This window comes from Myxococcus llanfairpwllgwyngyllgogerychwyrndrobwllllantysiliogogogochensis (genome assembly GCF_006636215.1).
In the GTDB taxonomy this organism is placed as follows: Bacteria; Myxococcota; Myxococcia; order Myxococcales; family Myxococcaceae; genus Myxococcus; species Myxococcus llanfairpwllgwyngyllgogerychwyrndrobwllllantysiliogogogochensis.
Genome location: NZ_VIFM01000106.1, coordinates 1 through 25524 on the forward strand (window position 1 = coordinate 1; position 25524 = coordinate 25524).

The 25524-nt window shown below is 68.8% G+C and carries 24 protein-coding genes; 14 read left to right on the forward strand and 10 right to left on the reverse strand.

Features of this window, described 5'->3' with window-relative positions:
- From FJV41_RS24650 to FJV41_RS24675, 6 genes are all read right to left on the reverse strand, one after another.
- Positions 1-539, reverse strand: a 539-nt coding sequence (locus FJV41_RS24650) for a thioredoxin domain-containing protein (RefSeq protein WP_141644996.1), incomplete at its 3' end; no start/stop codon positions are given.
- Positions 536-973 carry a response regulator gene (locus FJV41_RS24655; RefSeq protein ID WP_141644997.1) on the reverse strand — a complete coding sequence of 146 codons (438 nt, stop codon included), beginning with the start codon at positions 971-973 and terminating at the stop codon, positions 536-538. The genes FJV41_RS24650 and FJV41_RS24655, both read right to left, overlap by 4 nt.
- A 260-nt stretch (positions 974-1233) precedes the next feature.
- Positions 1234-2676 carry a DUF2079 domain-containing protein gene (locus FJV41_RS24660; RefSeq protein ID WP_181790913.1) on the reverse strand — a complete coding sequence of 481 codons (1443 nt, stop codon included), beginning with the start codon at positions 2674-2676 and terminating at the stop codon, positions 1234-1236.
- Between the two features lie 203 nt (positions 2677-2879).
- Positions 2880-3218 carry an HPF/RaiA family ribosome-associated protein gene (locus tag FJV41_RS24665; protein ID WP_141644998.1) on the reverse strand — a complete coding sequence of 113 codons (339 nt, stop codon included), beginning with the start codon at positions 3216-3218 and terminating at the stop codon, positions 2880-2882.
- A 179-nt stretch (positions 3219-3397) separates the two neighbouring features.
- Positions 3398-4399, reverse strand: coding sequence for a zinc-dependent alcohol dehydrogenase family protein (locus FJV41_RS24670; protein WP_141644999.1), 1002 nt, complete (start codon positions 4397-4399; stop codon positions 3398-3400).
- 96 nt (positions 4400-4495) lie between these two features.
- Positions 4496-6052, reverse strand: a complete 1557-nt coding sequence (locus FJV41_RS24675; RefSeq protein ID WP_174478338.1) for a hypothetical protein — start codon at positions 6050-6052, stop codon at positions 4496-4498.
- A 141-nt stretch (positions 6053-6193) separates the two neighbouring features.
- On the opposite strand from FJV41_RS24675, the gene FJV41_RS24680 reads away from it, so the two are divergent.
- Positions 6194-7150, forward strand: a complete 957-nt coding sequence (locus tag FJV41_RS24680; RefSeq protein ID WP_181790915.1) for an aldo/keto reductase — start codon at positions 6194-6196, stop codon at positions 7148-7150.
- 34 nt (positions 7151-7184) lie between these two features.
- Here FJV41_RS24680 and FJV41_RS24685 read toward each other — a convergent pair whose 3' ends face one another.
- Positions 7185-7679 (reverse strand): hypothetical protein, encoded by a 495-nt coding sequence (locus FJV41_RS24685; protein ID WP_141645000.1) that lies wholly within the window; start codon positions 7677-7679, stop codon positions 7185-7187.
- Between the two features lie 176 nt (positions 7680-7855).
- Here FJV41_RS24685 and FJV41_RS24690 point away from each other — a divergent pair, with 176 nt between their 5' ends.
- From FJV41_RS24690 to FJV41_RS24720, 7 genes are all read left to right on the forward strand, one after another.
- Positions 7856-8389, forward strand: a complete 534-nt coding sequence (locus FJV41_RS24690; RefSeq protein ID WP_141645001.1) for a pyridoxamine 5'-phosphate oxidase family protein — start codon at positions 7856-7858, stop codon at positions 8387-8389.
- Between the two features lie 481 nt (positions 8390-8870).
- Positions 8871-10205 carry an inositol-3-phosphate synthase gene (locus tag FJV41_RS24695; protein ID WP_141645002.1) on the forward strand — a complete coding sequence of 445 codons (1335 nt, stop codon included), beginning with the start codon at positions 8871-8873 and terminating at the stop codon, positions 10203-10205.
- Positions 10183-11109, forward strand: a complete 927-nt coding sequence (locus tag FJV41_RS24700) for a phosphatase PAP2 family protein (protein WP_141645003.1) — start codon at positions 10183-10185, stop codon at positions 11107-11109. Before FJV41_RS24695 ends, FJV41_RS24700 begins: the two co-directional genes overlap by 23 nt.
- Positions 11102-12346: a GtrA family protein gene (locus FJV41_RS24705; RefSeq protein ID WP_141645004.1), complete on the forward strand. Its 1245-nt coding sequence runs from the start codon at positions 11102-11104 to the stop codon at positions 12344-12346. The genes FJV41_RS24700 and FJV41_RS24705 overlap by 8 nt, the downstream gene beginning before the upstream one ends.
- Entirely contained in the window at positions 12336-13325 is a 990-nt protein-coding gene (locus tag FJV41_RS24710; protein WP_141645005.1) for a hypothetical protein, read from the forward strand. The genes FJV41_RS24705 and FJV41_RS24710 overlap by 11 nt, the downstream gene beginning before the upstream one ends.
- Entirely contained in the window at positions 13322-13903 is a 582-nt protein-coding gene (locus FJV41_RS24715) for a protein-tyrosine phosphatase family protein (RefSeq protein ID WP_141645006.1), read from the forward strand. The genes FJV41_RS24710 and FJV41_RS24715 overlap by 4 nt, the downstream gene beginning before the upstream one ends.
- An 84-nt stretch (positions 13904-13987) precedes the next feature.
- Complete coding sequence (locus FJV41_RS24720; protein ID WP_246137388.1) at positions 13988-15169, forward strand: cytochrome P450; 1182 nt, start codon at positions 13988-13990, stop codon at positions 15167-15169.
- A gap of 14 nt (positions 15170-15183) precedes the next feature.
- Here the strand turns inward: FJV41_RS24720 and FJV41_RS24725 are convergent, their stop codons facing one another.
- Positions 15184-15870 carry an SMI1/KNR4 family protein gene (locus FJV41_RS24725; RefSeq protein ID WP_246137389.1) on the reverse strand — a complete coding sequence of 229 codons (687 nt, stop codon included), beginning with the start codon at positions 15868-15870 and terminating at the stop codon, positions 15184-15186.
- A gap of 269 nt (positions 15871-16139) precedes the next feature.
- Here FJV41_RS24725 and FJV41_RS24730 point away from each other — a divergent pair, with 269 nt between their 5' ends.
- The 3 genes from FJV41_RS24730 (at position 16140) to FJV41_RS24740 (ending at position 18264) form a co-directional block, all read left to right on the forward strand.
- Positions 16140-16568, forward strand: a complete 429-nt coding sequence (locus tag FJV41_RS24730) for a hypothetical protein (protein WP_141645008.1) — start codon at positions 16140-16142, stop codon at positions 16566-16568.
- Positions 16569-16762: 194 nt separating this feature from the next.
- Positions 16763-17416 (forward strand): V-type proton ATPase subunit G, encoded by a 654-nt coding sequence (locus FJV41_RS24735; RefSeq protein ID WP_141645009.1) that lies wholly within the window; start codon positions 16763-16765, stop codon positions 17414-17416.
- A 74-nt stretch (positions 17417-17490) separates the two neighbouring features.
- Positions 17491-18264 carry a hypothetical protein gene (locus FJV41_RS24740; RefSeq protein WP_141645010.1) on the forward strand — a complete coding sequence of 258 codons (774 nt, stop codon included), beginning with the start codon at positions 17491-17493 and terminating at the stop codon, positions 18262-18264.
- A gap of 12 nt (positions 18265-18276) precedes the next feature.
- Here the strand turns inward: FJV41_RS24740 and FJV41_RS24745 are convergent, their stop codons facing one another.
- Together FJV41_RS24745 and FJV41_RS24750 are read right to left on the reverse strand one after the other, a co-directional pair.
- The gene (locus FJV41_RS24745) at positions 18277-18531 is read right to left on the reverse strand and encodes a hypothetical protein (protein WP_141645011.1); all 255 of its coding nucleotides are present in this window, start codon (positions 18529-18531) and stop codon (positions 18277-18279) included.
- Positions 18532-18590: 59 nt separating this feature from the next.
- On the reverse strand, positions 18591-21068 hold the full coding sequence (locus tag FJV41_RS24750; protein ID WP_141645012.1) for an efflux RND transporter permease subunit: 2478 nt from the start codon (positions 21066-21068) through the stop codon (positions 18591-18593).
- A gap of 456 nt (positions 21069-21524) precedes the next feature.
- On the opposite strand from FJV41_RS24750, the gene FJV41_RS24755 reads away from it, so the two are divergent.
- From FJV41_RS24755 to FJV41_RS24765, 3 genes are all read left to right on the forward strand, one after another.
- The gene (locus FJV41_RS24755; protein ID WP_246137390.1) at positions 21525-24008 is read left to right on the forward strand and encodes an efflux RND transporter permease subunit; all 2484 of its coding nucleotides are present in this window, start codon (positions 21525-21527) and stop codon (positions 24006-24008) included.
- A 35-nt stretch (positions 24009-24043) separates the two neighbouring features.
- Positions 24044-24511: an Erp protein gene (locus FJV41_RS24760; protein WP_141645013.1), complete on the forward strand. Its 468-nt coding sequence runs from the start codon at positions 24044-24046 to the stop codon at positions 24509-24511.
- Between the two features lie 132 nt (positions 24512-24643).
- The gene (locus FJV41_RS24765) at positions 24644-25357 is read left to right on the forward strand and encodes an MOSC domain-containing protein (RefSeq protein WP_141645014.1); all 714 of its coding nucleotides are present in this window, start codon (positions 24644-24646) and stop codon (positions 25355-25357) included.
- Positions 25358-25524: the final 167 nt, after the last annotated feature.

A 25524-nucleotide genomic window follows, 5' to 3' on the forward strand; every position in this document is an offset into this window, starting at 1 on the left:
TCCCGCAGCAGCGCCTCCACGGCGTCCCGCCCCGGGTTGTCACCTCGGTGTCCCCGCGCCCCGGTGATTCCACCGCTGAAGCGGAGCCGACCGGCGGCATCATAGAGCAAGGAATGTCCGGAAGTGACTGCTCCAAACCGGCGAGCTTGCTCGCCTCCCGCGTCCTTGAGCACCGTGACGCCCGGAATCGCGGCGGCGGCGCGCCACAGGGGGCCTTGTGTCCAGTCGCCGGAAGTGCCCTCGGGCTGGAGGAACAGGACGCGCGCGTCGAGCTGACCCCGCGCGTGCTCCATCAGGACGGACAGCTCGCCCAGGCTGGCGCGCGTGCAGGGGCAGCGCGGGTGGGCGAGCATCACCAGGGTGGGCCGGCCCTCCGCGCGGGGAGGACTCACGGATGAAGGCCAGCGGGCTGGAGACTCGTGGGCGGTGCCCGGGGTGAGGGCATGTCGGGCGAGCAGCGCGAAGCCCACCACCATGGCGACCAGCCACAGCAGTCCCATCAACAGCCACCCTCCCCGCGACAGGGGGGGAACCTTCATCGGGGCCCCCACTTGTGCTCGGCCAGGCCGGAGGACAGTCGGCTCATGTCGCGCTTGAGGCGCGCGGACTCGGCGGCGCGGCGGATCATCGCGATGAGGTCCGGGGGCTGGTAGGGCTTGAGCACCAGGTAGAAGAGGCCCTGCGCGTCCAGGCGGTCTCTCCAGTCGAGGTACTCGCGAAAGCCCGTCACCAGCACGCCCGCGAGGTGGGGATATTGGATGACGGCCTCGCGCAGCAGTTGGATGCCGCTGGGGCCGGGCATGTGGAGGTCGGTGCACAGGACATCGAACGGACGCAGCCCGAGCATCCGGCGCGCGGTGTGCGCGTCATGCGCGGTCTGGACCTCGAAGTCCTCGGAGAGCACAGCCGCGGTGGTGGCGAGGACAGCTGCCTCGTCATCCACCAGCAGCACTTGGAGCCGCGGGGCATTCATGGCGGGGACCGCGCGAGGATAGCGCCATCCCCGCCAGAGCGTGAGGGGATGCGGTGGACTGTTCGCCAATGGCGGGCAAGCCGGTACGCCAGCGCTAGAGGGCGGGCACCTACACGTATGTGCGGGCGGGCCTCGCGCGGACGGGGACTCCGGCGCTCGCTCCGCCGCCTGTCGCTTCAGGCCTCCACGGCCTGGAGCGCGTGGATCCACCCGGGCCGTGGCACTCGCGGCTCGGTGCCGACCCACGAGCCGCGCGGCGCTCACCGGTGCGCGGTGAAGCGACCTCGCGCCAGGAAGACGTTCGCGTCGTCGATGACGATTTGCGTGCCCCCCTCCGCGCGCCAGGCGTCGATGAGTTCCCGCATGCGGTCATACGAGAGGGGCCAGACCTCTCCATGGGGCGGCTTCTCCACCAGCACCCACTCGTACACGCGGCCGTCGTCGGGCTGGGGGCCGCCCACGGCGTAGATGTCATCCCGGTCCGCCAGCAGGGAGACGAAGTTGCTGCCCAGCAGCGCGAGGCCCTCACGATGCCGGGCGAGCACGTCCACGCCACGCGCGATGCTGGCCAGCCGCTCCGGGTCCCCCGGGCACTGGCGCGGATACGTCCGTGAGGACACCAGCGTGCGCGTGAACTGGCGCAGGTTGAGCTCGTTGCTGAAGAGGAGGACCAGCCCCGTGGACACCAGGACCCACGCGGGCGGCTTCCGCGCGCGCAGGACGGGAAGGAAGCCCATCAGCGCCGCGGCCAGCAGCGGCACGGCGTAGTGGAAGCGCCAGGCCATGCCGAGGAAACGGATGCCGAGCATCGGCAACAACACCAGCAGCCACGCCCAGTCCGGCTTCAAGCGCTCGCGCCACGCCCAGACTCCCAGCGGCAGCAGCAGCAACACCAGCGTGCCCATGCGCGACAGGTGGACCGGTGCCAGACGAAGCGCGAGGTAGTGAAGGAGTCCTCCCTCCATGCCCTGCCTGAGCCGGACGCCGTAGTCCTCCGAGGGCCCCAGCAGCCACGGCCGCAGCCCGTAGACGCCCGCGAGCCAGAGCAGCGACAGCACCCCCACGCCCACCGCGAAGCGCCGCTCGCCGCGCAGCCACAGCGCCACGGTCAGCATGATGCCCACGAAGGCGAACTCCTCCTTGCACGTGAACAGCAGCACCAGCGACACCAGCAGCCAGCCGTTGCGGCGCAGATGGAACGCCACGCCGGTCATCACCCACGGCAGCGCGGACCACGTCGTCGGATGGATGGGGAACTTCAGCGCCTCCACCGCGCTGGGGGCCAGCAGCAGGAACGCCGCCAGCAACCCCGTGGCGGCGCGGCTCAGCAGCCCCCGCGCCTGGAGCCAGAGCAACGGCGCCACCGCGAGCAACACGAGGAGCGCTTCACCCACCAGCGAGGCCCACATCGGTGGCAGCACCGCCACCAGCGGGCGAACCACCCACAGGATGGGGTCGAAGTGGTCGTTGAAGATGTAGACCTGTCGCGCGCTGAGCCACGGGTTTGGCTCCGTCAGCGACATGCGCGCCAGGGCCTGGGTGTAGATGCCCAGGTCGAAGTGCGCGAAGCAGGCGTGCGCGGCCTGAATCCAGATGGGCGCCACGACGAACACGAGCCAGACGAGGACCACGAGTGGCAGGGCCAGCACGCCTGGCCAGCGCCGCGCGCGTCCTGGGCTCGAGTCATCGGCGGAAGGAGTCATGAAGTCGTGAATCGAGGAGGCGCCGGCCACGGTCCGGAGGCCGCGTCGTCTACCGCACTCCCACGACTCATGTCACCCGGCACGGCAGCTCGGGCTCCGGCGACCACGGCCGAGCTTCATGCCCACGCTCGGCCCCTGGCTCCACCCCCGGGGAAACGCGCACCCGAGGAAACGGTGCGCGGCCCCAGGGACTTCGACGGGCGTCAGTGTCGATGATGCGCGTGCAGCCCTTCTGCGTAGTGCTGGAGCTGTCGGCGCGCGGCCTCGAACGCGTCCGACACGGCCTGGTAGGGGTCCTCATGCGCGGCGTCGTGCTCAGGGTCCCTGCCCGCGATGATGTCTCTTCCAGGCACGTGCAGGTCCACGCGCACGCGGAAGTGATGGCTGTGCTGCTTGTGCCGGTGGGGCTCGTCCACCACCACGTGGCATCCGACGATGCCATCGAAGAACTGCTCCAGCTTCGCTGCGTGGTCGCGGATGTGCTCGTTCAGGGCCTCGCTCGTCGCCATGCCCCGGTAGGTAATCTGCAACGCTCGCTTCATCGTCGGCCTCGGGTCAGGCCCCGCTGTGTGCGCGGGGCTTCGGGTTGCACCCCTCCCCATTGCATCACCCTGGCCAACGCCAACCCCTTGGAATGCCGGGGCACCGCGCGCGCCCCTTGCGCGGGATTTGCGGCGGAATGGGGCCGCACGCACTCCCTGCGGGGCGCAATGCCCCACGCCTACCTGCTCGTGTCGAGCACGGCCGCACCGCGCACGTGACCCTCGCGCAGCGCGGTGAGCGCCTCGTTCGCCGAGGACAGGGGGAACACCCGCACCTCGGTGCGCACCGGCACGCTGGGGGCGAGCACGAGGAAGTCCATCGCATCCGCGCGCGTCAGGTTCGCCACCGAGCGCACCACCCGCTCCTCCCAGAGCAACGAATAGGGGAACGACGGGACATCACTCATGTGGATGCCGCCGCACACCACCACCCCGCCCTTGTCCACGGCGCGCAGCGCGGCGGGCACCAGCGCTCCCACGGGCGCGAACAGGATGGCCGCGTCCAGCGGCTCCGGCGGCAGCACGTCCGAGCCTCCCGCCCAGACCGCGCCCAGTTCGCGCGCGAAGCGTTGCCCTTCCTCGTCCCCGGGCCGCGTGAAGGCGAACACGCGCCGCTTGCGGTGACGCGCCACCTGGATGAGCACATGCGCGGCGGCGCCAAAGCCATACAACCCCAGTCGCTCACCTTCTCCCGACAGGCGCAGGCTGCGAAAGCCGATGAGCCCCGCGCACATCAGCGGCGCGGCATGGACATCCGGGTAGTTCGCGGGCAGCGGGAAGCAGAAGCGGTGATGCGCCAGGGTGTACTCCGCGTAGCCGCCATCCAACTGGTAGCCGGTGAAGCGCGCGAAGTCGCAGAGGTTCTCCCGACCGGAGACACAGAAGCGACACTGGCCACACGTCCAGCCGAGCCAGGGCACCCCGACGCGCGTGCCCGGCTCCAGCCCCATCACCTCCGCGCCCGCCTCCACGACGGTGGCCACGATTTCGTGGCCCGGCACCAGCGGCAGCTTCGGCCTGGGCAGCTCACCGTCCACCACGTGCAGGTCCGTGCGGCACACCGCGCAGGCGTGGACTCGCAACAACACCTCCTGCGGGGCCGGGCGCGGAATGGGCCACGTCTCCGCTCGCAGTGGCTGCCCCGGCGCGTGGAGAACCATCACACGCATGGTGCCTTCCATGGGGTCGCTCCCTCCGTCGCCCACCGACTGACGGGCGCATCCGTCCGAGGGAAACATGGGGGGCTGAGGGCCCCCCGGGAAGCACCCACGCTCACGTCAAATCTGCACGCCCGCGAGCAGGCCCGGCCAGGTGCGCACGGTGGTGCGTCCGCTGTCGGAGACCTCCTTCCACTCCGGGCCGATGCCCAGCTCCTTCCACGTGTCGCTCCCGTTCCAGGTGACGAGCGTGTTGGCGCTGACTCCGCCGAACACGGCGAAGCGGCGCGACAGCTGCCAGCCGGCCATCACCCGGAACTGCCCGAGCACATGGTTCGTGTCTTCGTCGAAGTCGAAGAGGCGGTTGGCATGCAGGCTGGAGCCCATCACGTCCACGTCGACGTAGAAGCGGCCCACGGGGATGTGGCCACCCAGGCCCGCGCCCACCGTGTAGCGACGCCGGTCTCCATCCATCGGCGGCGTGAGGCCCACGGTGAGCAGCGTGTAGAGGTGCCGCCCGCCCAGCTTCAGGCCGATGTTCGTCAGCGACACGTCACTGGCCCACACCTGCACGTGGGCCTGACCGTTGCCGACGAAGCTCAAGAGGCCCACCGACTCGCCCTCCGTCTGGCCCGCCACGTTCAGCAGGCCCACCTGCGCGCCGTCCACGCGGCCGGCCACGTTCACCAGGCCCACCTGCGCGCCGTCGACGTCGCCGCCCACGTTGATGAGGGAGAGCTGCGCACCGGACAGCTTGCTCGCGTAGCTGACGCCTGAGGACACCTGCATGCCCGTCAGCTCCGAGGCGACGTTGACGCCCGCCGCCATCTGGAGCCCGCGCGCGGTGCCTCGCGCCACGTTGGCGCCCACCGCCATCTGGACTCCGTTCAGCGTCCCCGCCGCCAGATTGCCGCCCACCGACATCTGGAGTCCCCGCAGCGCGCCCGACGCCAGGTTGCCGCCCACCGTGAGCTGCCCGCCATTCACGTCGCCGCCCGCGATGTTCGCTCCCACGCTGAGCTGCGTGCCCTCCACCGCGCCCGTCGCCACGTTGGCGCCCACCGTGAGCTGCCCACCGCCCATGGAACCGCGCACGATGTTGGTTCCCACCGACGCCTGCACGCCCTCCGCGTCCGCCGTCACCACGTTGCCGCCCACCGCGAGCAGCACCCCATCCACGGGGCCCCTCGACACGTTGGCGCCCACCGTGGCGAGCACGCCGCTCGCGCCATGCGTCACCCAGTTGCCGCCCAGCGACAACCCCAGCGCCGTCACCCGCTTCGCATGCGTGGCGATCAACCCGATGGACACGTCATGCACCAGGTTCTGCCGGGCGAACCCCGAGGTGCTCAGCCCCGGCAGAATCGACAGGTTGAAGGGCACGTGGACGTCCTGCTCCGCGGCCTCCGTCTTCGCCACCGCCACGGGCGCGTCTCCGGCCGTCCCCGCGCTCACCACCCCCGCCGTCGTCGCCTCCACCAGGGGAGGCGCCACCATCGCCCGCTCCACACCCGGCCCTTCCACCACTGGCGCGACCTCGGCTCCCACCGCCGGGCCACCATCACCGCCCGCCGAGACCACGGGGGCCGAGTCGCCCCCCTTCGCCTCCTCGGCGCCAGCGGACATCGCCACCATCGCCGCCATGACGCCCGCACACACCGAGACCTTGCGCTTCATCGCTGGACCTTCCTGAGCTGATTTCCGAGAGGGCTCCTCCCACGCGCGGCGCGGGTACCAGAGCCAGGGTTGTTTCGCGGGAGACGTCGCCGTCCCCCTTCGCGCAACAGAACACCGGGCCCGCGAAATACTGTCACCACCATGTCCCAGACACCCCGACGCCCCAGGCCCTTGTCCCCGCCCTCGCGTCGGGACGTGCTCACCGCGGGGCTCGGCGCCGCGCTGCTCCCGGGCCAGACTCGGGCCGCGAAGCCCGCTCCCACCGTGAAGACTCCCATGCTCACCCGTCCCATCCCCAAGTCGGGCGAGGCCCTGCCCGTCATCGGCCTCGGCACCTGGCAGACCTTCGACGTGGGGACCTCCGCCGCCGAGCGCGCGCCCTTGAAGCAGGTGCTCCAGCGCTTCCTCGACTCAGGGGCGCGCCTCATCGACTCCTCGCCCATGTACGGCCGGGCGGAGCGCGTCGTGGGGGACGTGCTCGCCTCGCTCGCGGACGCGCCCAAACCCTTCCTCGCCACGAAGGTCTGGACGACGGGCCGCGATGCGGGCCTCGCCCAACTGGAGACCTCCGTGAAGGACATGGGGCGAGGACGCATGGACCTCTTCCAGGTCCACAACCTCGTCGACTGGCGCACCCACCTGCCCTTGCTGCGCGAGTGGAAGGCGCAAGGCCGCGTGCGCTACGTCGGCATCACCCACTACGCCCGAAGCGCCTTCGATGACCTGGAGCGCCTCTTGCGCGAGCAGACACTGGACTTCATCCAACTGCCCTACTCACTCGCCGAGCGCGACGCGGAGAAGCGCCTGCTCCCCGCCGCCGCCGAGCACGGCGTGGCGGTGCTCGTCATGCAGCCCTTCGCCACGGGGCAGCTCTTCCGACAGGTGAAGGGCCGCGCGCTGCCGGCGTGGGCCGCGGACTTCGACTGCGCGAGCTGGGCGCAGTTCTTCCTGAAGTTCATCCTCGGCCACCCCGCCGTGCACTGCCCGCTGCCCGCCACGAGCAACCCCGAGCACGTCGCCGACAACGTCCGCGCTGGCTTCGGACGCCTGCCCGACGCGAAGACACGCGAGCGCATGGCGCGCGTGCTGGACTCCTGAAACTTCGCGCGCTCGAAGGCCCGCGTGACGCGGGCTACAGCTCCGGGTCCGGCGTGAACTGGACCTCGGCGGTGGCGGACAACACCACGCCGGTGCCGGGCTCTCCCGCGTCGTCATCGCGGCCCACCTCGAGCACCTCGTCCTTCGCGTCCCACTGGCCCAGGTAGTACGAGCCGCCGGCCACCATGCACGCGCGGCCCTCCGACACCACCACCTCCACGACCTCCTGCTTGTCGCTGGTGGCCCGGAGCAGCGTCCACTTCTTGCCGTCCCCGCGGAACTCGTCGACGACCTCCTGGAGCTCCGCGTCGCTCGGCGCGCCGCCCTCCAGGGTCTGCCGCTCCCACCGGCGCCCGTCCTTCTGCGGCTGCCGCCCCTTCCAGGCGCGCCCCAGCTCCAGCAACTTCTCCTCCGCCGCGTCCTGCAGCCCGTGCATCTCCTCGGGCAGCTCGATTTCCTCCAGTGCCAGGAGGGCCGTCTCAATCTGCAGCGCCTTCAGGCACCACTCGTTCCACGCGGTCTTCAGCATCGTCGCACTCGCTTTCCATCCCCAGGTTCCCCACTCACGTGGAGCCCCAGGTCTCCCCTCCACCAGGGAGGCCCTCGCCACCTACCACACCGCCCGCCTGCCCAGGCGCCATCCGACCGGCCGTCCCATGCTCGCTCCCCTCCACCCTGCCTACCTTTCCAACTCAGGAGGAGCGCATGAGCACCAAGAAGAAGGAGCAAGGCACCCGCGACGCCGTCGAACATCTGGGAGACCTCATCCACGGCATCAAGGTCGCGATGATGACCACGGTGGAGAGCGACGGGAGCCTGCACAGCAGGCCGATGTGGACCCAGGACCATGACTTCGACGGAGAGCTCTGGTTCTTCACCCGAGAGCACTCCCACAAGGTCGACGAGGTGGCGCAGGACCACCACGTCAACGTCTCCTTCGCCGACCCCACCCGCGAACGCTACGTGTCCGTCAGCGGTCGCTGTCAGTTGGTGAAGGACGCCCGCAAGGTCCGGGAGCTGTGGAGCCCCGCGCTCAAGGCGTGGTTCCCCCAGGGCGTGGATGATCCAGAGCTCGCGCTGCTGTGCGTGCGCGTGGAGCGCGCCGAGTACTGGGACGCCCCCTCCAGCCGCATGGTGCAACTGGCCGGCCTGCTCAAGGCCGTCCTGTCCGGGAAGCCCTACGCCCCGGGCGACCACCAGGCCCTGGAGCTGAACGGCGGCGGCACGGGCCCCCACTGACGTCCCTCCCCGGGCCCACCTCCATCCCTCTTTGGGGGAAGTGGCGGGTGGGCCCCGCCTGCCTCGACTTGGGGTTGCGCCGGAAGCGCCTGGGCGCCATGACTGGCCCGTCCCACACCCCTCGAAGGCACACACGCAGCAATACACCCCCACACACCGTAACCAGCGGGTCGGCAACGACTCCGACCTACCCGTCATGCCCATGTACGGTCGGGCAGGTGTCACTTTTCCCACGACCTGGTGTTTCTCTGACAGGCGCGTTCGGCTCGTCTTGTACCTGGGGCTGGGGTGATCCATCAGTCCGCCCCATGGCGTGCTAACCAGCCGCCCCACATGACGTTGAAGTCACGAACGCTTTAGAGTATCAACCATCCGCATTCGAGATTTTCCGCATACCCCACGGCATCAGGTCGGTGCGCAGCGGTGAATCCGAAGAAGCCTCACCACAGGGCGTCAAAACCGCCTTTCGAAGGAATCCACGATGGAGAACAAGAAGTCGGTCTCGAAGCCCGAGGGCAAGCTGGCGGTGCTCATCCCCGGCCTGGGCGCGGTGTCCACGACGCTGATGGCGGGTGTGGAGCTGGCGCGGCAGGGCAAGGGCGCACCCATCGGGTCCCTGACGCAGATGGGGACCGCGCGCCTGGGCAAGCGGACGGACGGGCGCACCGTGAAGCTGGGTGAGCTGGTGCCCCTGACGGGACTGAACGACGTGGTCTTCGGCGCCTGGGACATCATCAGCGAGGACGCGTACCAGGTCGCGGTGCGCTCCGGCGTGCTGCACGACAAGCACCTGGAGCAGGTGAAGCCCTTCCTCCAGGGCATCAAGCCGAAGAAGGGCGTGCACGACCCCGAGTTCGTCCGCCGCATCGAGGCCAACCACGCCAAGGCCACCAAGACGCACCGCGAGAGCATTGAAGCGCTGCGCCAGGACATCCGCGACTTCAAGAAGGAGCTCAACGCCAAGCGCGCTGTCATGGTGGTGTGCAGCAGCGTGGAGACCTTCCGTCCCCTGCCGGAGTCGTTCAAGACGCTGGCCGCCTTCGAGAAGGCGCTGGACGAGAACAGCACGGACATCAACCCCACCGCGCTCTACACGTACGCCGCCATCAAGGAAGGCGTGCCGTTCGCCAACGCGACGCCCAACGCGAGCGTGGACACGCCCGCGCTGCAGGAGCTGGCGAAGCTGGAGGGCATCCCCGTCGCGGGCCGTGACCTCAAGAGCGGCCAGACGATGATGAAGACGGTCATCGCCCCCGCGCTCAAGGCCCGCATGCTCGGCCTCGAGGGGTGGTTCTCCACCAACATCCTCGGCAACCGCGATGGCGAGGTGCTCGACGACCCCGCGGCCTTCAAGGCCAAGGAAGTCACCAAGTCGAGCGTGCTGGACACCATCCTGCAGCCGGACCTGTACCCCGAGCTGTACAGCAAGTACTCGCACAAGGTGTCCATCCACTACTACCCGCCCCGCGGCGACGCGAAGGAGGGTTGGGACAACATCGACATCACCGGGTGGCTCGGCTATCCGATGCAGATCAAGGTCAACTTCCTCTGCCGCGACTCCATCCTGGCGGCGCCGCTGGTGCTGGACATCGCGCTGTTCCTGGACCTGGCCAAGCGGCTGGAGTGGCGCGGCATCCAGGAGTGGATGTCCTTCTACTTCAAGAGCCCCATGGCGCAGCCCGGCCTGCCCGTCGAGCATGACCTGTTCATCCAGCTCACCAAGCTGAAGAACACCCTGCGCGTCGTGGCGGGCGAAGAGCCCATCACCCACCTCGGACTCGACTACTACGGGGATGACCTCCCGCTCGCTCGCTAAGAGTCCGGCCTTCACGTGGCTCGTCACCCTGCTGGGTGTGGGCCACTTGATGCTCGTGACGGCCACCGGTCGGCTCCGGTGGGACCACGTCGTCGCGGACGTGCTGCTGGTGGGGGTGGCCTGGGCGGGCCCCCGCACGCGGCGCTTCCTCTTCGGCGGGTTCCCGCTATGGCTGACCGGCATGCTGATGGACAGCCAGGGACTCTGGCTGTTCCTGCGGGGCGGCATCCACACAGGTGACTTGTGGGACTGGGAGCGCCAGTGGTTCCCCGCCCCCGGGGGTGTCAACTGGCCCCTGTGGTGGAGCACCCGCTCGCACGCCGTGTTGGACCTGCTGTGCGGCTTCGCCTACGCGGCCTACCTTTACGAAGTCTTCTTGATGGCCATCTTCTTCTTCGTGAAGAAGGACGCGCGCTTCGAGAAGCTGTGCTGGGCCTTCCTGCTTGTGAACGCCCTGGGCATGGTCACCTACCTGCTCTATCCGGCGGCTCCGCCCTGGTACATCCTCCAGTACGGGCCGGGCCCGGCGAACCTCGCCGCACTGCCCAGTCCCGCGGGCACGGCGCGCTTCGACGCACTGTTGGGCATCAACTACTTCGCCGGCTTCTACGCCCGGAATCCCAACGTCTTCGGGGCCATGCCCTCGTTGCACGCCTCCTATCCCTTCATGGTGATGCTCTTCGTCTGGCGGGATGGACCGAAGTGGCGTCTGGGCACGGGAGCGTTCGCCTTGCTGGTTGGTTTCTCCGCTGTCTATCTGACGCACCACTACATCCTGGATGTGCTCGCGGGCCTCGTGTTCGCACTCGCCGCCTTCCTGGCGGTGGAGCTGGCCTTTTCGCGCAAGAGCGCACCCATGCCCGTCACGCTGCCGCTGACTCCTGGAGGGGACACCCGTGCTTGAGAACGTGGTCGCCTGGTTGACCGGAAACCTGTCCCCCTCGGCTCGCATCTGGACCGCGTTGGGTCCGGCCATCCTCGCCTGTGTGTACTTCCTGGGAGGCCTGCTCATCTTCTGTATCCGCGTGGCCTTCAAGGGCGTGCCTCGCGACGAGGAGACGCTCAAGCGGGGCAACGCCGGGTTCGTCGGCTACTTCCTCCGGCACTACTTCTTCTGGGTCATCCAGCCGTTGTGGGCGCTGATTCTGCGCTCGGGCCTTCCGGCCAACGCGCTGTCCATGCTGTCGGGCCTGCTCGGCATCTCCTCCGGCGTCGCGGTGGCGGCGGGCCGCTTCGCGCTGGGCGGCTGGCTGTTCCTGGGCGCGGGCATCCTGGACGTCATGGACGGGCGCATCGCCCGTACACGCAAGGAGGCCAACCCCGCGGGCGCGGCGCTGGACTCGGTGCTCGACAGGTACGTGGACTCGGCGATGTTGATGGGTCTTGCCTGGTACTACCGGGACACCTGGGTGCTGCTGCCGGCGCTGGGTGCGCTGCTGGGTTCGTCGCTGGTGCCGTATGTTCGCGCCAAGGGCGAGGGCCTGGGCGTCAACGTGCGTGACGGCGCGATGCAGCGGCTGGAGCGGGTGCTCTTCCTGGGCGCGGGCACGGCGCTGTCGCCGATTCTGGAGGCCGTGTTCTGGCCCCAGGAGAAGCACCCCATGCACTGGATGGCGGTGGTGGGACTCGTCTTCGTCGCCATCATGAGCAACCTGACGGCCATCTCCCGCTTCCGGAATCTGGTGAAGGCGCTGGCGCCCAAGCGGCAGGAGGCGCGTTCGGAGAAGGCGATTGTCGGCCTCAACGCGGCGGCGGGCGCGGTGGCCACGGTGGCGGACTTCGCGGTGGTGCTGGCGCTGGTGGAGTGGGCGGGGCTGTTGCCCGCGTGGGCCACGGTGCTGGGCGCGCTCCTGGGCGCGGTGGTGAACTACTCCATCAATCGCGTGTTCACCTTCCGCAGCACGGCGGCGGTGGGCCGGCAGATGATGCGCTACGCGGTGGTGAGCGGGACGAGCGCGCTGCTCAACGCGGGCGGCGTGGCGCTGCTGACGCTGCATCCGCAACTGGCCTACACGCTGGGCTGGTGGCTGGTGCGCGGCGTGGTGTACTTCGCGTGGAACCTGCCGCTGCAGCGCGACTACGTCTTCAACGACACGACGTCGCCGGACGCGCTGCTGGAGCAGCGCCCCCATGCGGCGTGAGGCGCGGCTCCGGGTCCTGGGTCTCCTCTTGTCGCTCGCGCTGCCCACCGTGGCGGCGGGAGCGACGCTGGAGCCCTCGGCCTCCCCGAGCGACACGTACGGGGAGAGCTTCACCTTCATCGGGGACCTGGAGGACAGCACCTTCGTGCTGGTGCAGTTGCAGGTGACGAACATCGGTCCGGGCTCGCGCACGGGCATCTGCCGCGCGACGGTGCTGCGGCCGGGCCAGCGCGCGTGGACGGCGCAGAAGAAGGTGGGCTCGCGCGAGTGGGGCTACGACGCGGCCACCGGCACGCTGCGCGTCGGCACGTGCTCGGCGCGTTCGGCGGAGGGCGTGACGCGGGTGGAGGCGCCGCTGGACGGTGGGCGGGTGGTGCTGGAGTACGCGGCGCCCATGGCACCCCGCTCGCCGGAAGGCTCGGAAGTGGAAGTGGGCAACGCGCGCTACCGGCACGAGATGATGCTCGCCTTCAGCCCGCTGAAGGCGAAGGTGCAGCCGCCCAAGAGCGCGGAGCTGGAGCAGGCCGGTGGCGGCTACGCGGACCACACGCGCTCCACCATTGCTCCGGCGAAGCTGGCCAGGCGCTGGGTGCGCTTCCGGGCCCTGCGCGAGGGCGGGGAGCGGATGGTGTTGCTGGGGCGCGAGGGGCAGGACGGTGAGTTCGGCCCGGTGTACTCGTGGACGGAGGGTGGCACGCCGACCCAGTTGGAATCCTTCACGCTCAGCCGCGAGGGCACGAAGGAGCGGAGCGTCTGGACGGTGGATGTCTTCGGCGGCGACGGGGCGAAGGTGATGGTGCTGCGCTCCACGTCGCTGTTGCAGCGCAGCGCGCCCGTGGAAGAGCTGGGCGTTTTGGGTGGGCTCATCAAGCCCGTGGTGGGCGCTCCCGTGACGTACCTGCACCGGGCGGTGTTGGAGCGCGCGGGGAAGGCGCCGGTGACGGGGTTGATGGAAGTGTCGCTCGAGGGAGACCCGTGAGCGTTTCGTTGTTGCGGGACGTGCACCATGTGCCCGGCGTGCGAGGCTGGGTGCGCAAGCAGGTGCTGCGCTCGGTGGCGCGCTGCGTGGAGTGGACCACGAAGCTGCCGGGGCGCGGCCTCAACGTGTCTCAGGTGAGCGACTGGTTGCACGTGGGTGGCTCGGTGCCGCCGTCGCGCTACGCGGAGCTGAAGGCGCGAGGAATCACGGCGGTGATTGATTTGCGCGCCGAGAGTGTCGACGACGCGAAGGCGCTGGAAGCGCTGGGCATCGAGCTGTTGAACCTGCCGGTGACGGACCGCTATCCGCCGTCGGTGGAGCAGCTCCTGCAGGGTGTCGAGTGGGCATTGCCCCGGCTGGAGCGGGGTGGGCACCTCTATGCGCACTGCGAGCACGGCGTGGGGCGGGGCCCGTTGATGGGGTTGGCGGTGATGGTGGCGCGCGGCTGGGAGGCTCCGGCGGCGTACCGCGCGCTGCGACAGGCCCGGTGGCAGTGCACGCTCAATGACCGGCAGCTGGGCGGCCTCGCGGACTTCGTCACCGCGTGGGCGGCACGGCGCGCGGAGCGAGCGGCCTAGCGTCCTCGGCTGGACGGTTCAGTCCGGCACGGTTTCGCTCTGGAACCTGGGGTTCCTACCCTGGCGTCCCGGAGACGCCAAGGAATGCTGGAGCTCTTCACCGATGACGTGCGCCGCAATCCCTTTCCCCTCTACGCGAGGTTGCGCGCGGACTCGCCGCTGTTGCACGAGCCACGAGAGGACCTGTGGATTCTCTTCGACTACGACAGCGTGAAGTGGGCGCTGCAGGACCATGACGCGTTCAGCTCCGTCGTCACGACGGAGACGGGGACGACGCCGGACTGGCTGCTGTTCTCGGACCCGCCCCGGCACACGAAGCTGCGCGGCATCATCATGCGGGCCTTCACGCCGCGCTCCATCGCCAACCTGGAGCCGCACGTGCGGGAGCTGTCCCGGGAGTTGCTGGATGTGACGGTGGAGCGTGGGGAGCTGGATTTGGTGGCGGACTACTCCAGTCAGCTGCCGGCGATGGTCATCGCGAAGATGATTGGGATTCCCGTCGAGGACCGGGCGCGGTTCCTGCGGTGGGGGGACATCATCATGAAGCTCAGCTACACCATCGCGGGTGGGGACGAGTCGAAGCGGGCGATGGTGGAGAACGCGGCGGCGCGGGACGAGATGCGGACCTATCTGGCGGGCATCCTGGATGAACGCAGGAGGGCGCCGCGGGATGACCTGCTGACCCGGCTGGTCGAGGCGGAGGTGGATGGGGAGCGGCTGGACGCGAAGGAGCTTCTGGGATTCTTCCAGTTGCTCCTGGCGGCGGGGACGGAGACGACGACCAACCTCATCAACAACGCGCTGCTGTGCTTCATGGAGTCCCCGGACCAACTGGCGCGACTGAAGGCGGAGCCGGGGTTGTTGCCCCTGGCCATCGAGGAGGTGCTGCGGTTCCGGTCTCCGGCGCAGTCGATGTTCCGCTCGACGAAGCGTGCGGTGGAGCTACACGGGCGGGTGATTCCGGAGGGGAAGTTCGTGCTGCCGATGATTGGCTCCGCGAATCGGGACCCGAAGCAGTTCCGTGAGCCGGAGCGGTTCGATATCGGCAGGGACCCCAATCCGCACCTCGCCTTCGGGCACGGCATCCACTTCTGCCTGGGTGCGGCGCTCTCCCGCATGGAGGCGCGGGTGGCACTCACGGACCTTTTGGAGCGGTTGCGCGACTTCCGGCTCGCGAGCGACGAGCCCTGGCAGCCGCGTCAGGCGCTCCATGTCCACGGCCCCACGCGCCTGCCACTGCGCTTCGAGCCCGGTGTGAAGGCCTGACTGAAGCAGGCACGTCATCCGGCTACAGGGCCTTTGACAGCGAGTTCCAGTGAAGGCTCCGTCGCGATTTCCCCGAGGATTCTCCGAAGACTCCCGACGTTGCTTCCCCCGAGCTTGAAGGTTCGCATGTTGCCAAGCCCCGCCCTTGGCGTCCCCCGGCACACCATTGCGGCATCGGGCCTTTCATACACCCTGCAGAGCGGGCCCGTGGAAATCGACGCGGTGAAACCCAGGCTGTCCATCACCGGGTCCAACCGCGAGAGAAAATCGGGAGCGTCCCCCTTGATGCTGCCACTCAGGGTCTGCGGCGCCCTGTCGATGCGGAACAGCGAGACCGCTCCCCACGCCAGCATTTCACGCAGCGTTTCGAACCTGTCCGTCAACTCCCCACCCCGGGCTTCCCTCGATGTGACCAGTGCGTCCTCGCGCGATGGAGCGCTGAAGTCATAGAAGAGATGCAAGGGCATCATCTCGTCGGACTCGAACGCGATGAGCAGAAATCGGGAATCGGGCAGGACCTGTTTCCTGGCGTAGCACGCGAGCACGCGCTGCGCGGAGAAGTCCAGGGTCGGGTAGGCCAGAGGTCCCATGCGACTCAAGAACCAGCGATAGAACGAGGGCAAGGGCTGTCCGGCCAGGCGCTCGACCGACGCAATCGTGTCCGACGTGACGCCCCTCCACTGCGCCGCGAGCCCCGGCACGACTCTCAGGAGCAGGCCCTCCATGTCGGGCTCTAGGTCTTGTGCTGACACTGGGTCTCCTTGTCTTCCGAGCAGAGCATCATGGGGAGCAGCAGGTTGCAGGTATCGCAGGGAGGGACCGTCTTCCCATGGCCAGCGGCGGTCAACCGGTCCAGATTGGCCACGTCTACGACGACAACGGGAACATCAAGATGTTCGAGGGCATGGGGGTGGCAACCTCGATGGCGTCACACCGACACCCGTCTGTGAAATCATGCGGAGAGCCCGCCATGAACACGTTCCCGCTCATCGCACTCCTCTGCGGCATGTCCCTCCTGAGCGGCTGCTCTCTCCTCGGCTACCACAAGCCCCGGAAGGCCGAGCGCGCACCTCCCGAGGAAGCCTCGAAGGTGACGTTTCCAGACTCGATGGAGCAGGGAGTCCACCTGGATGGCCCGGCGATGGCAGCACTCGAGGTTGCCATGAACGCGTTCCTTCCACCTGACCGCAAGCCGGATGCTCGCGATGAGCCCCTCGCGCAATGCCTCATGCGTCGAGATACCTACGATGCCTCGGTCCTGAAGGAGAACGACGACCTCTACTTCGTCAGCTTCCTTCCCAGGCTCGCCCGCTGCGGCATCGAACTGGAACCCCCCTTGATGGACGCCGGGGCCGTCTACGCCATCAACGGGCGCGGCCGCATCCTCGCGGAGCTGTAGCCCGTCCCCGCCCTACCAGCGCTGCTGCGGCTCCATCGCCGTGGGCCGGCGCTTGTCCGTGGGCGTCAGCGCATCCGGCGAATCGGGCCCCGAAGCACTTGCGCTTCGAGCCCGGCGCATGGAGCTGACTTCGCCCCATCCCGCGAGTTTGGGAGAAGATGGGGAGGCCGACCCAAACTCGACATGGAGGATGGATGCGCGCTCCACCTGCCTGGCATCTGAGCCTGTGGTGTTGTGTCCTGGTCCTGCTTCAAGTGGGCTGTGGTGCCGCCACCGTCAACCTGCGCGACTGGGGCAGCCTCCATGTCACGGCGGACGACGATACCACCGGGGCCTTCCTGCCAGACGACATGCAGGTGGACACGGGCCAAGCCGAGGGCGAACGGCCAGATTCATACTGCGCCTCGCGGACCGACACCGCCTGCGAGAACGCGGGGATGAGGCCACCGCTTCGTCGGGGGCCTGGAGCACGCCAGTGGCGACGCGCGCCCTTGCTCACCCCGACGCCGACACCACAGCAGAGCCAGCTCCAGGCACACCGACTGGCGAACCATCAAGTCGTCCAGCAGGCTCGGCAGCGCTATGCCCAGCGCCTCAAGGAAGCTCAGGCACGCTATCCGAGCAGCACGGGCTTCCAGGAACATCACCTGATACCGATGTACCTGGGCGGTGCTAAATCAGGCGCGACCTATCGACTGCCAACCGCCTACCACAAGGCCATCACCCAGGCGTTTCGAGAGCGCTGGACCTATGGCCAGGAGCGGCCTCCTCCAGAGAAACTTCAACTCCTCCTGGTCCAGGTCTACTCCCAGTATCCCATCCCGCAGCTCATCGGACTCCAGCCCTGACCATGCGCGAAACCATCGAACTCCGTGTCGAGGAAACGGAAGCATGGCGACTCTTTCGCGAAGACGAGGGCGTCGTGCTTCCGAGTGGCACGGTGCGCAAGGTCACGCTCCCTACCGACGATGGCCGCGTGTCGCGCGTCAGGGAGATTGACCGCGCCCTGCGTCAGCAAGGCCAGATGTTCTTCGCGGGCTGGCGCATCCTTCGCCACTACTCCGCGGGAGAGCTGAAGTCCGCCGAGTTGCTCAAGCTGGGCCTGGAGGCGGTCTTCGAACCGACTGGAGAGGCGTGTGGCACCGCCTACGATGAATCCACCGCGTGCACGCTGTGTGGAGCGGGCGCGCGGCAGGTCTCCGACTTGAGCCTGGACGTGCGCCGGATTCCCCAGCGCGTCGACCTCGCTCGAACCCTGGCGCACGAGCTGATCATCTCCGCTCGGCTCGCCGACCTCTGGCGGGAGAACCGAATCACCGGCGTGGACTTCCGACCCATCCGGCGAGCTGGTGCGCGGTCAGAGCCAGTGAAGGAGTGGCATCAACTCATCGTGACAGCGCCCCCAGTCGACATCCTACCCGCCACACTCACGGGCAATGACCCCTTCGACCACGACGAGGACAACGCGCAGCGCTGCCCCAAGGGCCACGTCGTCGGCCTGAATGTGCTCTCCGAGCTTTCGCTTCGGCGCGGCGACTACGACGGAAGCGACCTGACCTGGACACGGCAGCTGGTGGGGATGCGGAGCGGAGTCCTGCGCCCTCACCCGCTCCTGCTCATGTCACCCAAGCTGCATGGGCTCCTGACAGAGCTGAAGGTGAAGCGACTGGACGTCGAAGTCGCTCACCTCGTGTAGCCCGTCCCCGCCCTACCAGCGCTGCTGCGGCTCCATCGCCGTGGGCCGGCGCTTGTCCGTGGGCGTCAGCGCATCCGCGGGCGAACAGCGACAGACCTCACAGCCACGGTCTCGGTCCATGGAACACTCCGTGCCAGTGATGCACGAGAGGTTCCGCGACTCCTCGCAGCGCGTGTCGCCCTTCTTCTCTTCCTTCTTCCCACCATGGCCACAGCCCACAAGGGCCACAGCCACCGTCACCGCCGCGAACCATCCGCTCCGCTTCATACCCTGCCCTCCTCGGACACCGACCAGGGCACCAGCACGGCGCCCCGGCCGCGCATGAATCACGCTTCCGGCGCGGGCTGCTCCGGCTGCTCCGCCGTGGCCCCATGCTTGCGACGCCACCGCTCCACCAGCAACAGCAGCGACGGGAACCCCAGCAGCACGATGACCAGGTTCAACCCGAACCCCAGGTTCGCCAGGTCACCAATCGAGTTCAGCCCCGGGTGCTTCGCCAGCACCAAAGCCACGAAGCCGATGGCGCTCGTCAAGAGGCCGCCCGTAATCGCCCGGCCCGTCTCCCCATACACGGAGATGAAGTCCGCGCCCGGCTCACCCAGCCGCTGCACCAGATGCACACCCGCATCCACCGTGGTGCCCACCAACACCGGCAACACCATGATGTTCAGGTAGTTGAACTGCAAATCCAGGAGCGCCATCAACCCCACGAGCCCCGCCACCGACAGCAGCGTGGGCACCATGCAGATGAGCGCCGTGCGCAGCCGCCCCAACGTCAGCCACATCGCCGCCAGCACGCTGAGCACCGCAGCCGCGAGAATCCGCGGACCCTCGCGCGACACCATGTCCAGGATGTCCGCCAGGATGAGCGCCTCGCCCGCCGCCGACACCTGACTGCCGTCCGGCATGTGCAGCCCGCGCACTTCCTTGGAGAAGCGCCGCGTGCCCTCGCCGTCCGACAGGCTCACCCCGCCGCCCGCGTACACCAGCACCACGCCACCCGTGCTCCCATCCAGGCTCTCGAACTGGTGCCGCACGCTCGCCGGCAGCTCCGCCTGGGTGAAGGGCCTCGCCTGCGACATGTTCAGCGCGCGCGTCAGCGACGCCCGCGTGTCCTCCGGCAGCCGCTCCGGGTCCAGCTTGTTCAGCCGCGTGTGGATGGCCTCCAGCACCGCCCGCTTCTCCGCCTGCTGGCGAGGCACCAAATCCTCCAGTGCCCCCACGAAGTCGATGGTGGAGTCCTTGCCCCGCGCCGCCTTGCGCGCCTCCAACTGCCGGACGACCTCGCGCTCCATGTCCTGCGAGTCCGTCAGCACGACCACCGGCGTCTGCGAGTAGCCCAGGATGTTGTTCACCTTCTGGTCCAGCACCGCCGACGCCTGCTTGTAGTCCTCCAGCGTGCGCGAGTCGTAGTTGAACGAGATGCGATACGCCTGCGAGATGAGCGCCATCACCCCGACGCCAATCACCACCGCCACCCCTCGATAGGAACGCGGCAGCCACCGCCCCAACAGCGCCATGGGCCCCGTGCCACCCTGGTGCACGCGCGGCGACCAGCCAAAGCGCGAAGCCACCCCGAGCAGCGCCGGCAGGATGAGCACGTACGCGAAGATGCTCACCAGCATGCCCACCGCCGCGATGATGCCGAACTCGCGGAACGCCCTGAACTCCGACAGCGCCAGGCTCAAGAACGTCAGCGCCGCCACCAGCGCCGCGATGAGCGCGGAGAAGCCCGTGTGCCGGAAGGACTCGTGCACCGCCGCCTCGGACGTCATCCCCTCCGAACGCAGCGTCCCGTAGCGCCCCAACAGGTGGATGCCGTGCTCCACACCCAGGCCGCCGAGCACCGCCGCCAGGAAGCCCGTCAAGAGATTCACCTGCCCGTACGCCAGCCCGACGAAGCCGTACGTCCACCCCAGGCCCGCGAGCACCGGCAGCATGGTGAAGCCCACCGACAGCGCGCTGCGGAAGTGGAACGCCAGGTACGCCAGCAAGAGCACCATCGCCAGCGAGGACGCGGTCGCCAAATCACTGACGATGACGCGCTGCTGGTCGATCTTCTTCTTGAACGTGCCCGTCACCGCCGTCTTGAAGCCCGGCCCGTACTTGGACAGGTCCTGCTTCGCCAGGAAGTCCTCCACCTGGGTGACGACCTTCTTGGAGTAGTTCAGGTCCGCGGCGCTGCCCTTCGGCTTCGCCATCAGCACCACCACGCGCTCCGTCGTGTCCAGGTAGTACAAATCTCCCTGGCCGGAGAGCCGCTGGTTGGCGCGGCCGGTGTACTTCTGCTCGATGTCGGCGAAGTCCACCGACGGCGGCGGCGCGTCATCCAGCCGGACGAACAGCGGGTTGGCCTGCTCCTTCTCCCAGGCGATGCGCGCGTCGATGCGGCCCTGGATGGTCTTCAGGTCATCCAGGTCCACGTAGTACAGCGCGTGCTTGTCGAAGAACTCGCTCGGACGTTGGTAGTTGACGTAGCGGATCTCCGACAGCTCCGCGAGCTTCGGCGCCATGTCGTCCGCGAAGCGCTTGAGCACCTCGGGCTCCGCGCCCATGCCCACCAACACCACGTTGCCCTGGCCACCGAAGCGCTTGCGCAGCTTCTCGATGTCCTGGACGCTGGGGAACGCCTTGGGCAGCAGGCCCACGAAGTCCGCGCTGAGCGTCAGGGTCCTCGCGAACCAGGCCCCCAGCAGCGTGAGCACCAACGCCACCACCAGTGCCTGATACGGACGCCGGTGGCTGCGTGCGGCGAGTTGGCCCATCGCCCCCTCGAACCGCTCCGACCAACGCTTCTCACCCATGTTGCGACACCTGCTGTGTTGTTTGCGGGCCGAACAACGGCCGGCCCACCTTGGGCATGCGCCAACCAGGGAGTCAACGCGTTTATGCCGTAAGGCGGAATGTAAGGCACCGAATGACCTGACCTTCTCTAACAAGTCCCAACGGCCCTTGCCCGGCTGTCTGCCCGGCTGCTTCCACGGGTGGAGCGCACGGCCGGGCGCGTCGCGCATCAGGGACGTGAGCAGCGGGTCCGCCGCCCTCCCGGGGGGCAGACGGCCAGTCGGCGAGCACTGCATCCCCCGCGCCGAGTCCCCACGTTCCCGACCACATGGGGCCGCTCACGCGGACACCCAAGGGAGGGGAAGCCGTGCCGCCCTCCACGCTACCGGCAGAGGCCGGGGCCTGGGGACGGGACGCCACCGTGACAGATGGACTCGGAGCCAACGACGACATCGACGCGGAGTGAGCGCCGCTGGATGCGACGCGTGGAGCGGAGCCTCGGGGCCCTGGCAACACGCAGTCACCAGCGGCCCATTCTCGCCTTGGGCCTGGCGCTGCTCCTGGCGGCGGTGGGGGGCTTCTTCGCTCGCAACCTCAAGCTCAACGCGAACCTGGTGGACCTGCTTCCGAACTCATTCGAGAGCGTGCAGGACCTGCACGAGTTGGAGACGCGCTTCGGCGCACTCGGCTGGGTGTCGGTGGTGGGCGAAGGAGGAGACGCCGCTTCGCTTCGCCGCTTCGCGGATGACCTGGCACCCAAGCTCCAGGCGCTGCCCGGCGTGCGCTTCGTGGAGAAGGAGCGCACGGGCGCCTTCTTCCGCGACAGGGCGCTCTACTTCCTGTCGGAAGAGGACCTGCGAGAGGTCCACCGTCGGCTCGCCGCGCGGCTCCAATGGGAGCGCCAGCAGGCCAACCCCCTCTATGTGCCGCTGGTGGACGAGCCCGAGCCGACGCTCGATTTCTCCGACCTGGAGGCGAAGTACGGCGGCGCCGCGGGACAGAAGCTGTCCTCCGCGAAGGACGACTACTACCTGGACGCGAAGGCCCGGCGCGTCGTCGTGCTCGTCAAGCCGGAGATGACGTCGGCGGACCTCGCCTACTCGCGCCGCATCGTGGACGAGGTGCGCGGGCTGCTCGACGCTCAGGAGCTGTCCAAGTACGGCCCCGACTTCCGGGTGGAAATCACCGGCACCTTCCAGAAGAAGCTGGACCAGCAGAAGCAGATCATCCGCGACATCGCGGTGTCGTCGGCCGTGGCCATGGCGCTGATGCTGCTCTACCTGCTCTTCCACTTCCGCAGCGCGCTGGCGGTGGGGCTCGTGCTGACGCCGGTGGGCGTGGGCCTGGCATGGACATACGGCCTGGTGGCCCTGGTGTACGGACAGGTCAATCTCTTGACGGGCTTCCTGGGCGCCATCCTCGGCGGCCTGGGCGTGGAGCACGGCATCCACCTGTTGGGCCGCTACCTGCACCTGCGCACGGAGGGCGAGTCCTCCGTGGAGGCCACGCGCGAGTCCTTCACGCACACCGGCGGCGCGGCCCTGGTGTCCGCGCTGGTGGCGGCGCTCACCTTCTTCGTGCTGGGGACGTCCCGGCTGCGCGCGTTCCGGGAGTTCGGCGTCATCGCGGGCATCGGCATGCTCGTGCTCATCGCCGCGTACGTGCTGGTGCTGCCCGCGCTGCTGGGACTCACGGCGCGCTGGGGCTGGCGTCCGAAGCGTGCGGCCGTCGCGCCGAGCGAGTCCCCTTTCGGGCGCGTGCTGGTGCGGCACCGCTACGTCATCACCGGCGTCTCGGCGGTGCTGTTGGTGGGGCTGCTGACGCAGGTGCCTCGGGTGCGCTTCGACTACAACTTCGGGACGCTCGAGGACCAGGACCTGCCCTCGTTCGTGCTCGACAAGCAGGTGAACGAAATCATCGGCTATTCGCAGACGCCGGTCGTCGTCCTCACGAAGAGCACACAAGAGGAACACGCGATGGCGTCCGCCCTGGCCCGGCGTCAGCGCGAGCGGGGCAAGGACTCCACCATCGACTTCGTGGCCTCGCTGTCGTCGCTCGTGCCCCAGGACCAGCCGCGCAAGCAGGCCGTGCTCCAGGACATCCACCGCCTGCTCGAGAACGTCCCTGAAGAGCGCCTGTCGCCCGAGCAGCGCACGCAACTGGTGGAGCTGCGTCGTCAGAGCGAGGCCCGGCCCTTCACGCTCGAGGACCTTCCGCCGAGCGTGCGTCAGCAGTTCATGGGACGCGAGGGGACACCCGGGAGCTTCGTGCTGGTGTACCCGGCGGTGGACCAGTCTGACGGGCAGGCCGTGCGGGCCCTGGCGCGCGAGGTGCGCGGTGCCCCGACGCTGGATGGGGGGCGCGTGTCCGCGGCGGGTGAGGCCATGGTGATGGCGGACCTGCTGGACATGGTGACACACGAGGCGCCGCTCATCCTCGGAGGCACGACGCTGGCGGTGCTGCTCGCCATGTGGATGACCTTGGGCGGGCTGCGCATGGCGGTGCTGTGCCTCTTGCCCACGGTGGTGTCGCTGCTCGCGCTGATTGGCCTGATGCCGCTGGTGGGGGTGGAGTTCAACTATCTGAACATCCTCATCATCCCGGTGCTCATCGGGACGACGGTGGACGCGGGCGTGCATCTGCTGACACGCCTGGCGTCACCGGGCAGCGACTTCGTGGAGGTCTACTCGGAGACAGGTCGGGCCATCGCGGGGGGCCTGCTGACGAGCGCCATGGGCTTCGGCGCGCTCTTCCTGGCCAGGCATCCAGGCCTGAACTCCGTGGGGGCACTGGCCAGTATGGGCTTCGCCACCAATCTACTCGTCATGCTGGTGGCCTTTCCCGCGCTGCTGCTGGTGCTGACGGAGCGACGGAGGCGTCGGCACCGGGCGCGAATGGATTCGGAAGTGAAGGAACGGGCGGCGGCGGGGGCACCTGGCCCCGAGCACGCCACCCCTTGAGCTGAAGTGACGCACACCCACGGAAGGAGGAGGCAATGGCGAAGCACATGAGGCGGTGGATGTGGGCGGGTGCCATGGCGGGTACCCTGGCACTGGGCTCGGCGTGCAGTTCCACGGAGGCACCTGTCATGGTGGCCCAGACGGACCCGAATACCTCGGGGCAGCCCGCGACGGGCGGCTCCGGGAGTACGACGACTCCGGACACGACAACGCAGGACCCGACGATGATGGACCCGACGCAGACGGCGCCGGGCACGGTGCCCAGCACGCCACAGCAGAACCCCGGCAGCAGCACCACGACGACGCCGGGAGACACCACCACGACGACGCCGGGAGACACCACCACGACGACCCCGGACACGACGACGTCCGCGCCGGGGACCACGCCCACGCTCGACGGTGACGCGGGCATGGGTGGCTCGGGCGTGGTGCCGGGCACCACGGATGACGACACGTTCCAGCCGCCCGCGGGCGGCGCGGTGATGGACGGCGGAACCTTCTGACGCCACACGCGACACGAGGTTGACGAGGCGGGGGCGGCCTTCAGGGCGGCCCCCGCCTCTTGTCGAACGAGCGGCCTTCACGAGTCAGGACCGCTGGACAGCGCCTCGCGCGCCTGCTTTGTCGCGCGAGTGATGGACACCGAGCCCCCCCGCATCCTCTCGCTCCACGTGGGCCTGCCCCGCGAGTTCGGCACGCCGGGTGCCGTGGACCCGCTGGAGCGGCCGTGGACCAGCGCCATCCACAAGGAGCCCGTGCTGGGGCCCGTGTGGCTGTCGCGCACGGGGCTGGCCGGAGATGGCCAGGCGGACCTGCGGGTGCATGGGGGATTGGAGAAGGCGGTGCTCGCGTACCCCGCCTCGCACCACGCATTCTGGCGCGAACAGTTGGCCCGTGAGGACGTGGGCCCTGGCGCCTTCGGTGAGAACTGGGTCGTCTCCGGTGGCGCCGAGGACAGCGTCTGCATTGGCGACGTGCTGCGGGTGGGTGGCGCCCGCGTGCAGGTGTCGCAGCCGCGTCAGCCCTGTTGGAAGCCCGCGCGGCGCTGGCGGCACAAGGAGCTGGCGCTGCTGCTCCAGCGGACGGGACGCACGGGTTGGTACTACCGCGTGCTGGAAGAAGGCGAGGTCCGTGCGGGCGACGCGCTGGAGCTGGTGGAGCGTCCCTTCCCCGCGTTCACCGTCGCGTTCGCCAACCTGGCGATGCATGAGCACCGGCGGGAGGATGCCGCCGCGCTGGCGGAGTGTCCTCTGCTGACGCCGGGGTGGCGCGAGTCCCTGCGCCGCCGTTCCCAGGGCACTCGCGGGGATGACCAACCCCGGCTGGTGGGCCCGAACAAAGACGGCTGAAAGACAGTCGCGCGCGGACAAGGTCCTCACGTGCTGCTTCCTGCCTTTGCCCGGGGAGCAGGCAGCCGGAGGGGCGTCCGCTGCAGGTCGCGATTTGGCTGCTCACGTTCTCGACCAGCAGCAGCCAGCCACACCACCAACCCAACCTTTCCAGTGGGAGAACCACC

What these genes read in the sequence shown, in the direction of transcription:
- FJV41_RS24730 (WP_141645008.1), top strand. Translation starts at nt 16,140, where the DNA reads ATGAACACGTTCCCGCTCATCGCACTCCTCTGCGGCATGTCCCTCCTG.
- FJV41_RS24765 (WP_141645014.1), top strand. Translation starts at nt 24,644, where the DNA reads ATGGACACCGAGCCCCCCCGCATCCTCTCGCTCCACGTGGGCCTGCCC.
- FJV41_RS24735 (WP_141645009.1), top strand. Translation starts at nt 16,763, where the DNA reads ATGCGCGCTCCACCTGCCTGGCATCTGAGCCTGTGGTGTTGTGTCCTG.
- FJV41_RS24675 (WP_174478338.1), bottom strand. Translation starts at nt 6,052, where the DNA reads ATGAAGCGCAAGGTCTCGGTGTGTGCGGGCGTCATGGCGGCGATGGTG.
- FJV41_RS24745 (WP_141645011.1), bottom strand. Translation starts at nt 18,531, where the DNA reads ATGAAGCGGAGCGGATGGTTCGCGGCGGTGACGGTGGCTGTGGCCCTT.
- FJV41_RS24680 (WP_181790915.1), top strand. Translation starts at nt 6,194, where the DNA reads ATGTCCCAGACACCCCGACGCCCCAGGCCCTTGTCCCCGCCCTCGCGT.
- FJV41_RS24750 (WP_141645012.1), bottom strand. Translation starts at nt 21,068, where the DNA reads ATGGGTGAGAAGCGTTGGTCGGAGCGGTTCGAGGGGGCGATGGGCCAA.
- FJV41_RS24670 (WP_141644999.1), bottom strand. Translation starts at nt 4,399, where the DNA reads ATGGAAGGCACCATGCGTGTGATGGTTCTCCACGCGCCGGGGCAGCCA.
- FJV41_RS24690 (WP_141645001.1), top strand. Translation starts at nt 7,856, where the DNA reads ATGAGCACCAAGAAGAAGGAGCAAGGCACCCGCGACGCCGTCGAACAT.
- FJV41_RS24710 (WP_141645005.1), top strand. Translation starts at nt 12,336, where the DNA reads ATGCGGCGTGAGGCGCGGCTCCGGGTCCTGGGTCTCCTCTTGTCGCTC.
- FJV41_RS24755 (WP_246137390.1), top strand. Translation starts at nt 21,525, where the DNA reads ATGCGACGCGTGGAGCGGAGCCTCGGGGCCCTGGCAACACGCAGTCAC.
- FJV41_RS24695 (WP_141645002.1), top strand. Translation starts at nt 8,871, where the DNA reads ATGGAGAACAAGAAGTCGGTCTCGAAGCCCGAGGGCAAGCTGGCGGTG.
- FJV41_RS24655 (WP_141644997.1), bottom strand. Translation starts at nt 973, where the DNA reads ATGAATGCCCCGCGGCTCCAAGTGCTGCTGGTGGATGACGAGGCAGCT.
- FJV41_RS24665 (WP_141644998.1), bottom strand. Translation starts at nt 3,218, where the DNA reads ATGAAGCGAGCGTTGCAGATTACCTACCGGGGCATGGCGACGAGCGAG.
- FJV41_RS24685 (WP_141645000.1), bottom strand. Translation starts at nt 7,679, where the DNA reads ATGCTGAAGACCGCGTGGAACGAGTGGTGCCTGAAGGCGCTGCAGATT.
- FJV41_RS24720 (WP_246137388.1), top strand. Translation starts at nt 13,988, where the DNA reads ATGCTGGAGCTCTTCACCGATGACGTGCGCCGCAATCCCTTTCCCCTC.
- FJV41_RS24760 (WP_141645013.1), top strand. Translation starts at nt 24,044, where the DNA reads ATGGCGAAGCACATGAGGCGGTGGATGTGGGCGGGTGCCATGGCGGGT.
- FJV41_RS24660 (WP_181790913.1), bottom strand. Translation starts at nt 2,676, where the DNA reads ATGACTCCTTCCGCCGATGACTCGAGCCCAGGACGCGCGCGGCGCTGG.
- FJV41_RS24700 (WP_141645003.1), top strand. Translation starts at nt 10,183, where the DNA reads ATGACCTCCCGCTCGCTCGCTAAGAGTCCGGCCTTCACGTGGCTCGTC.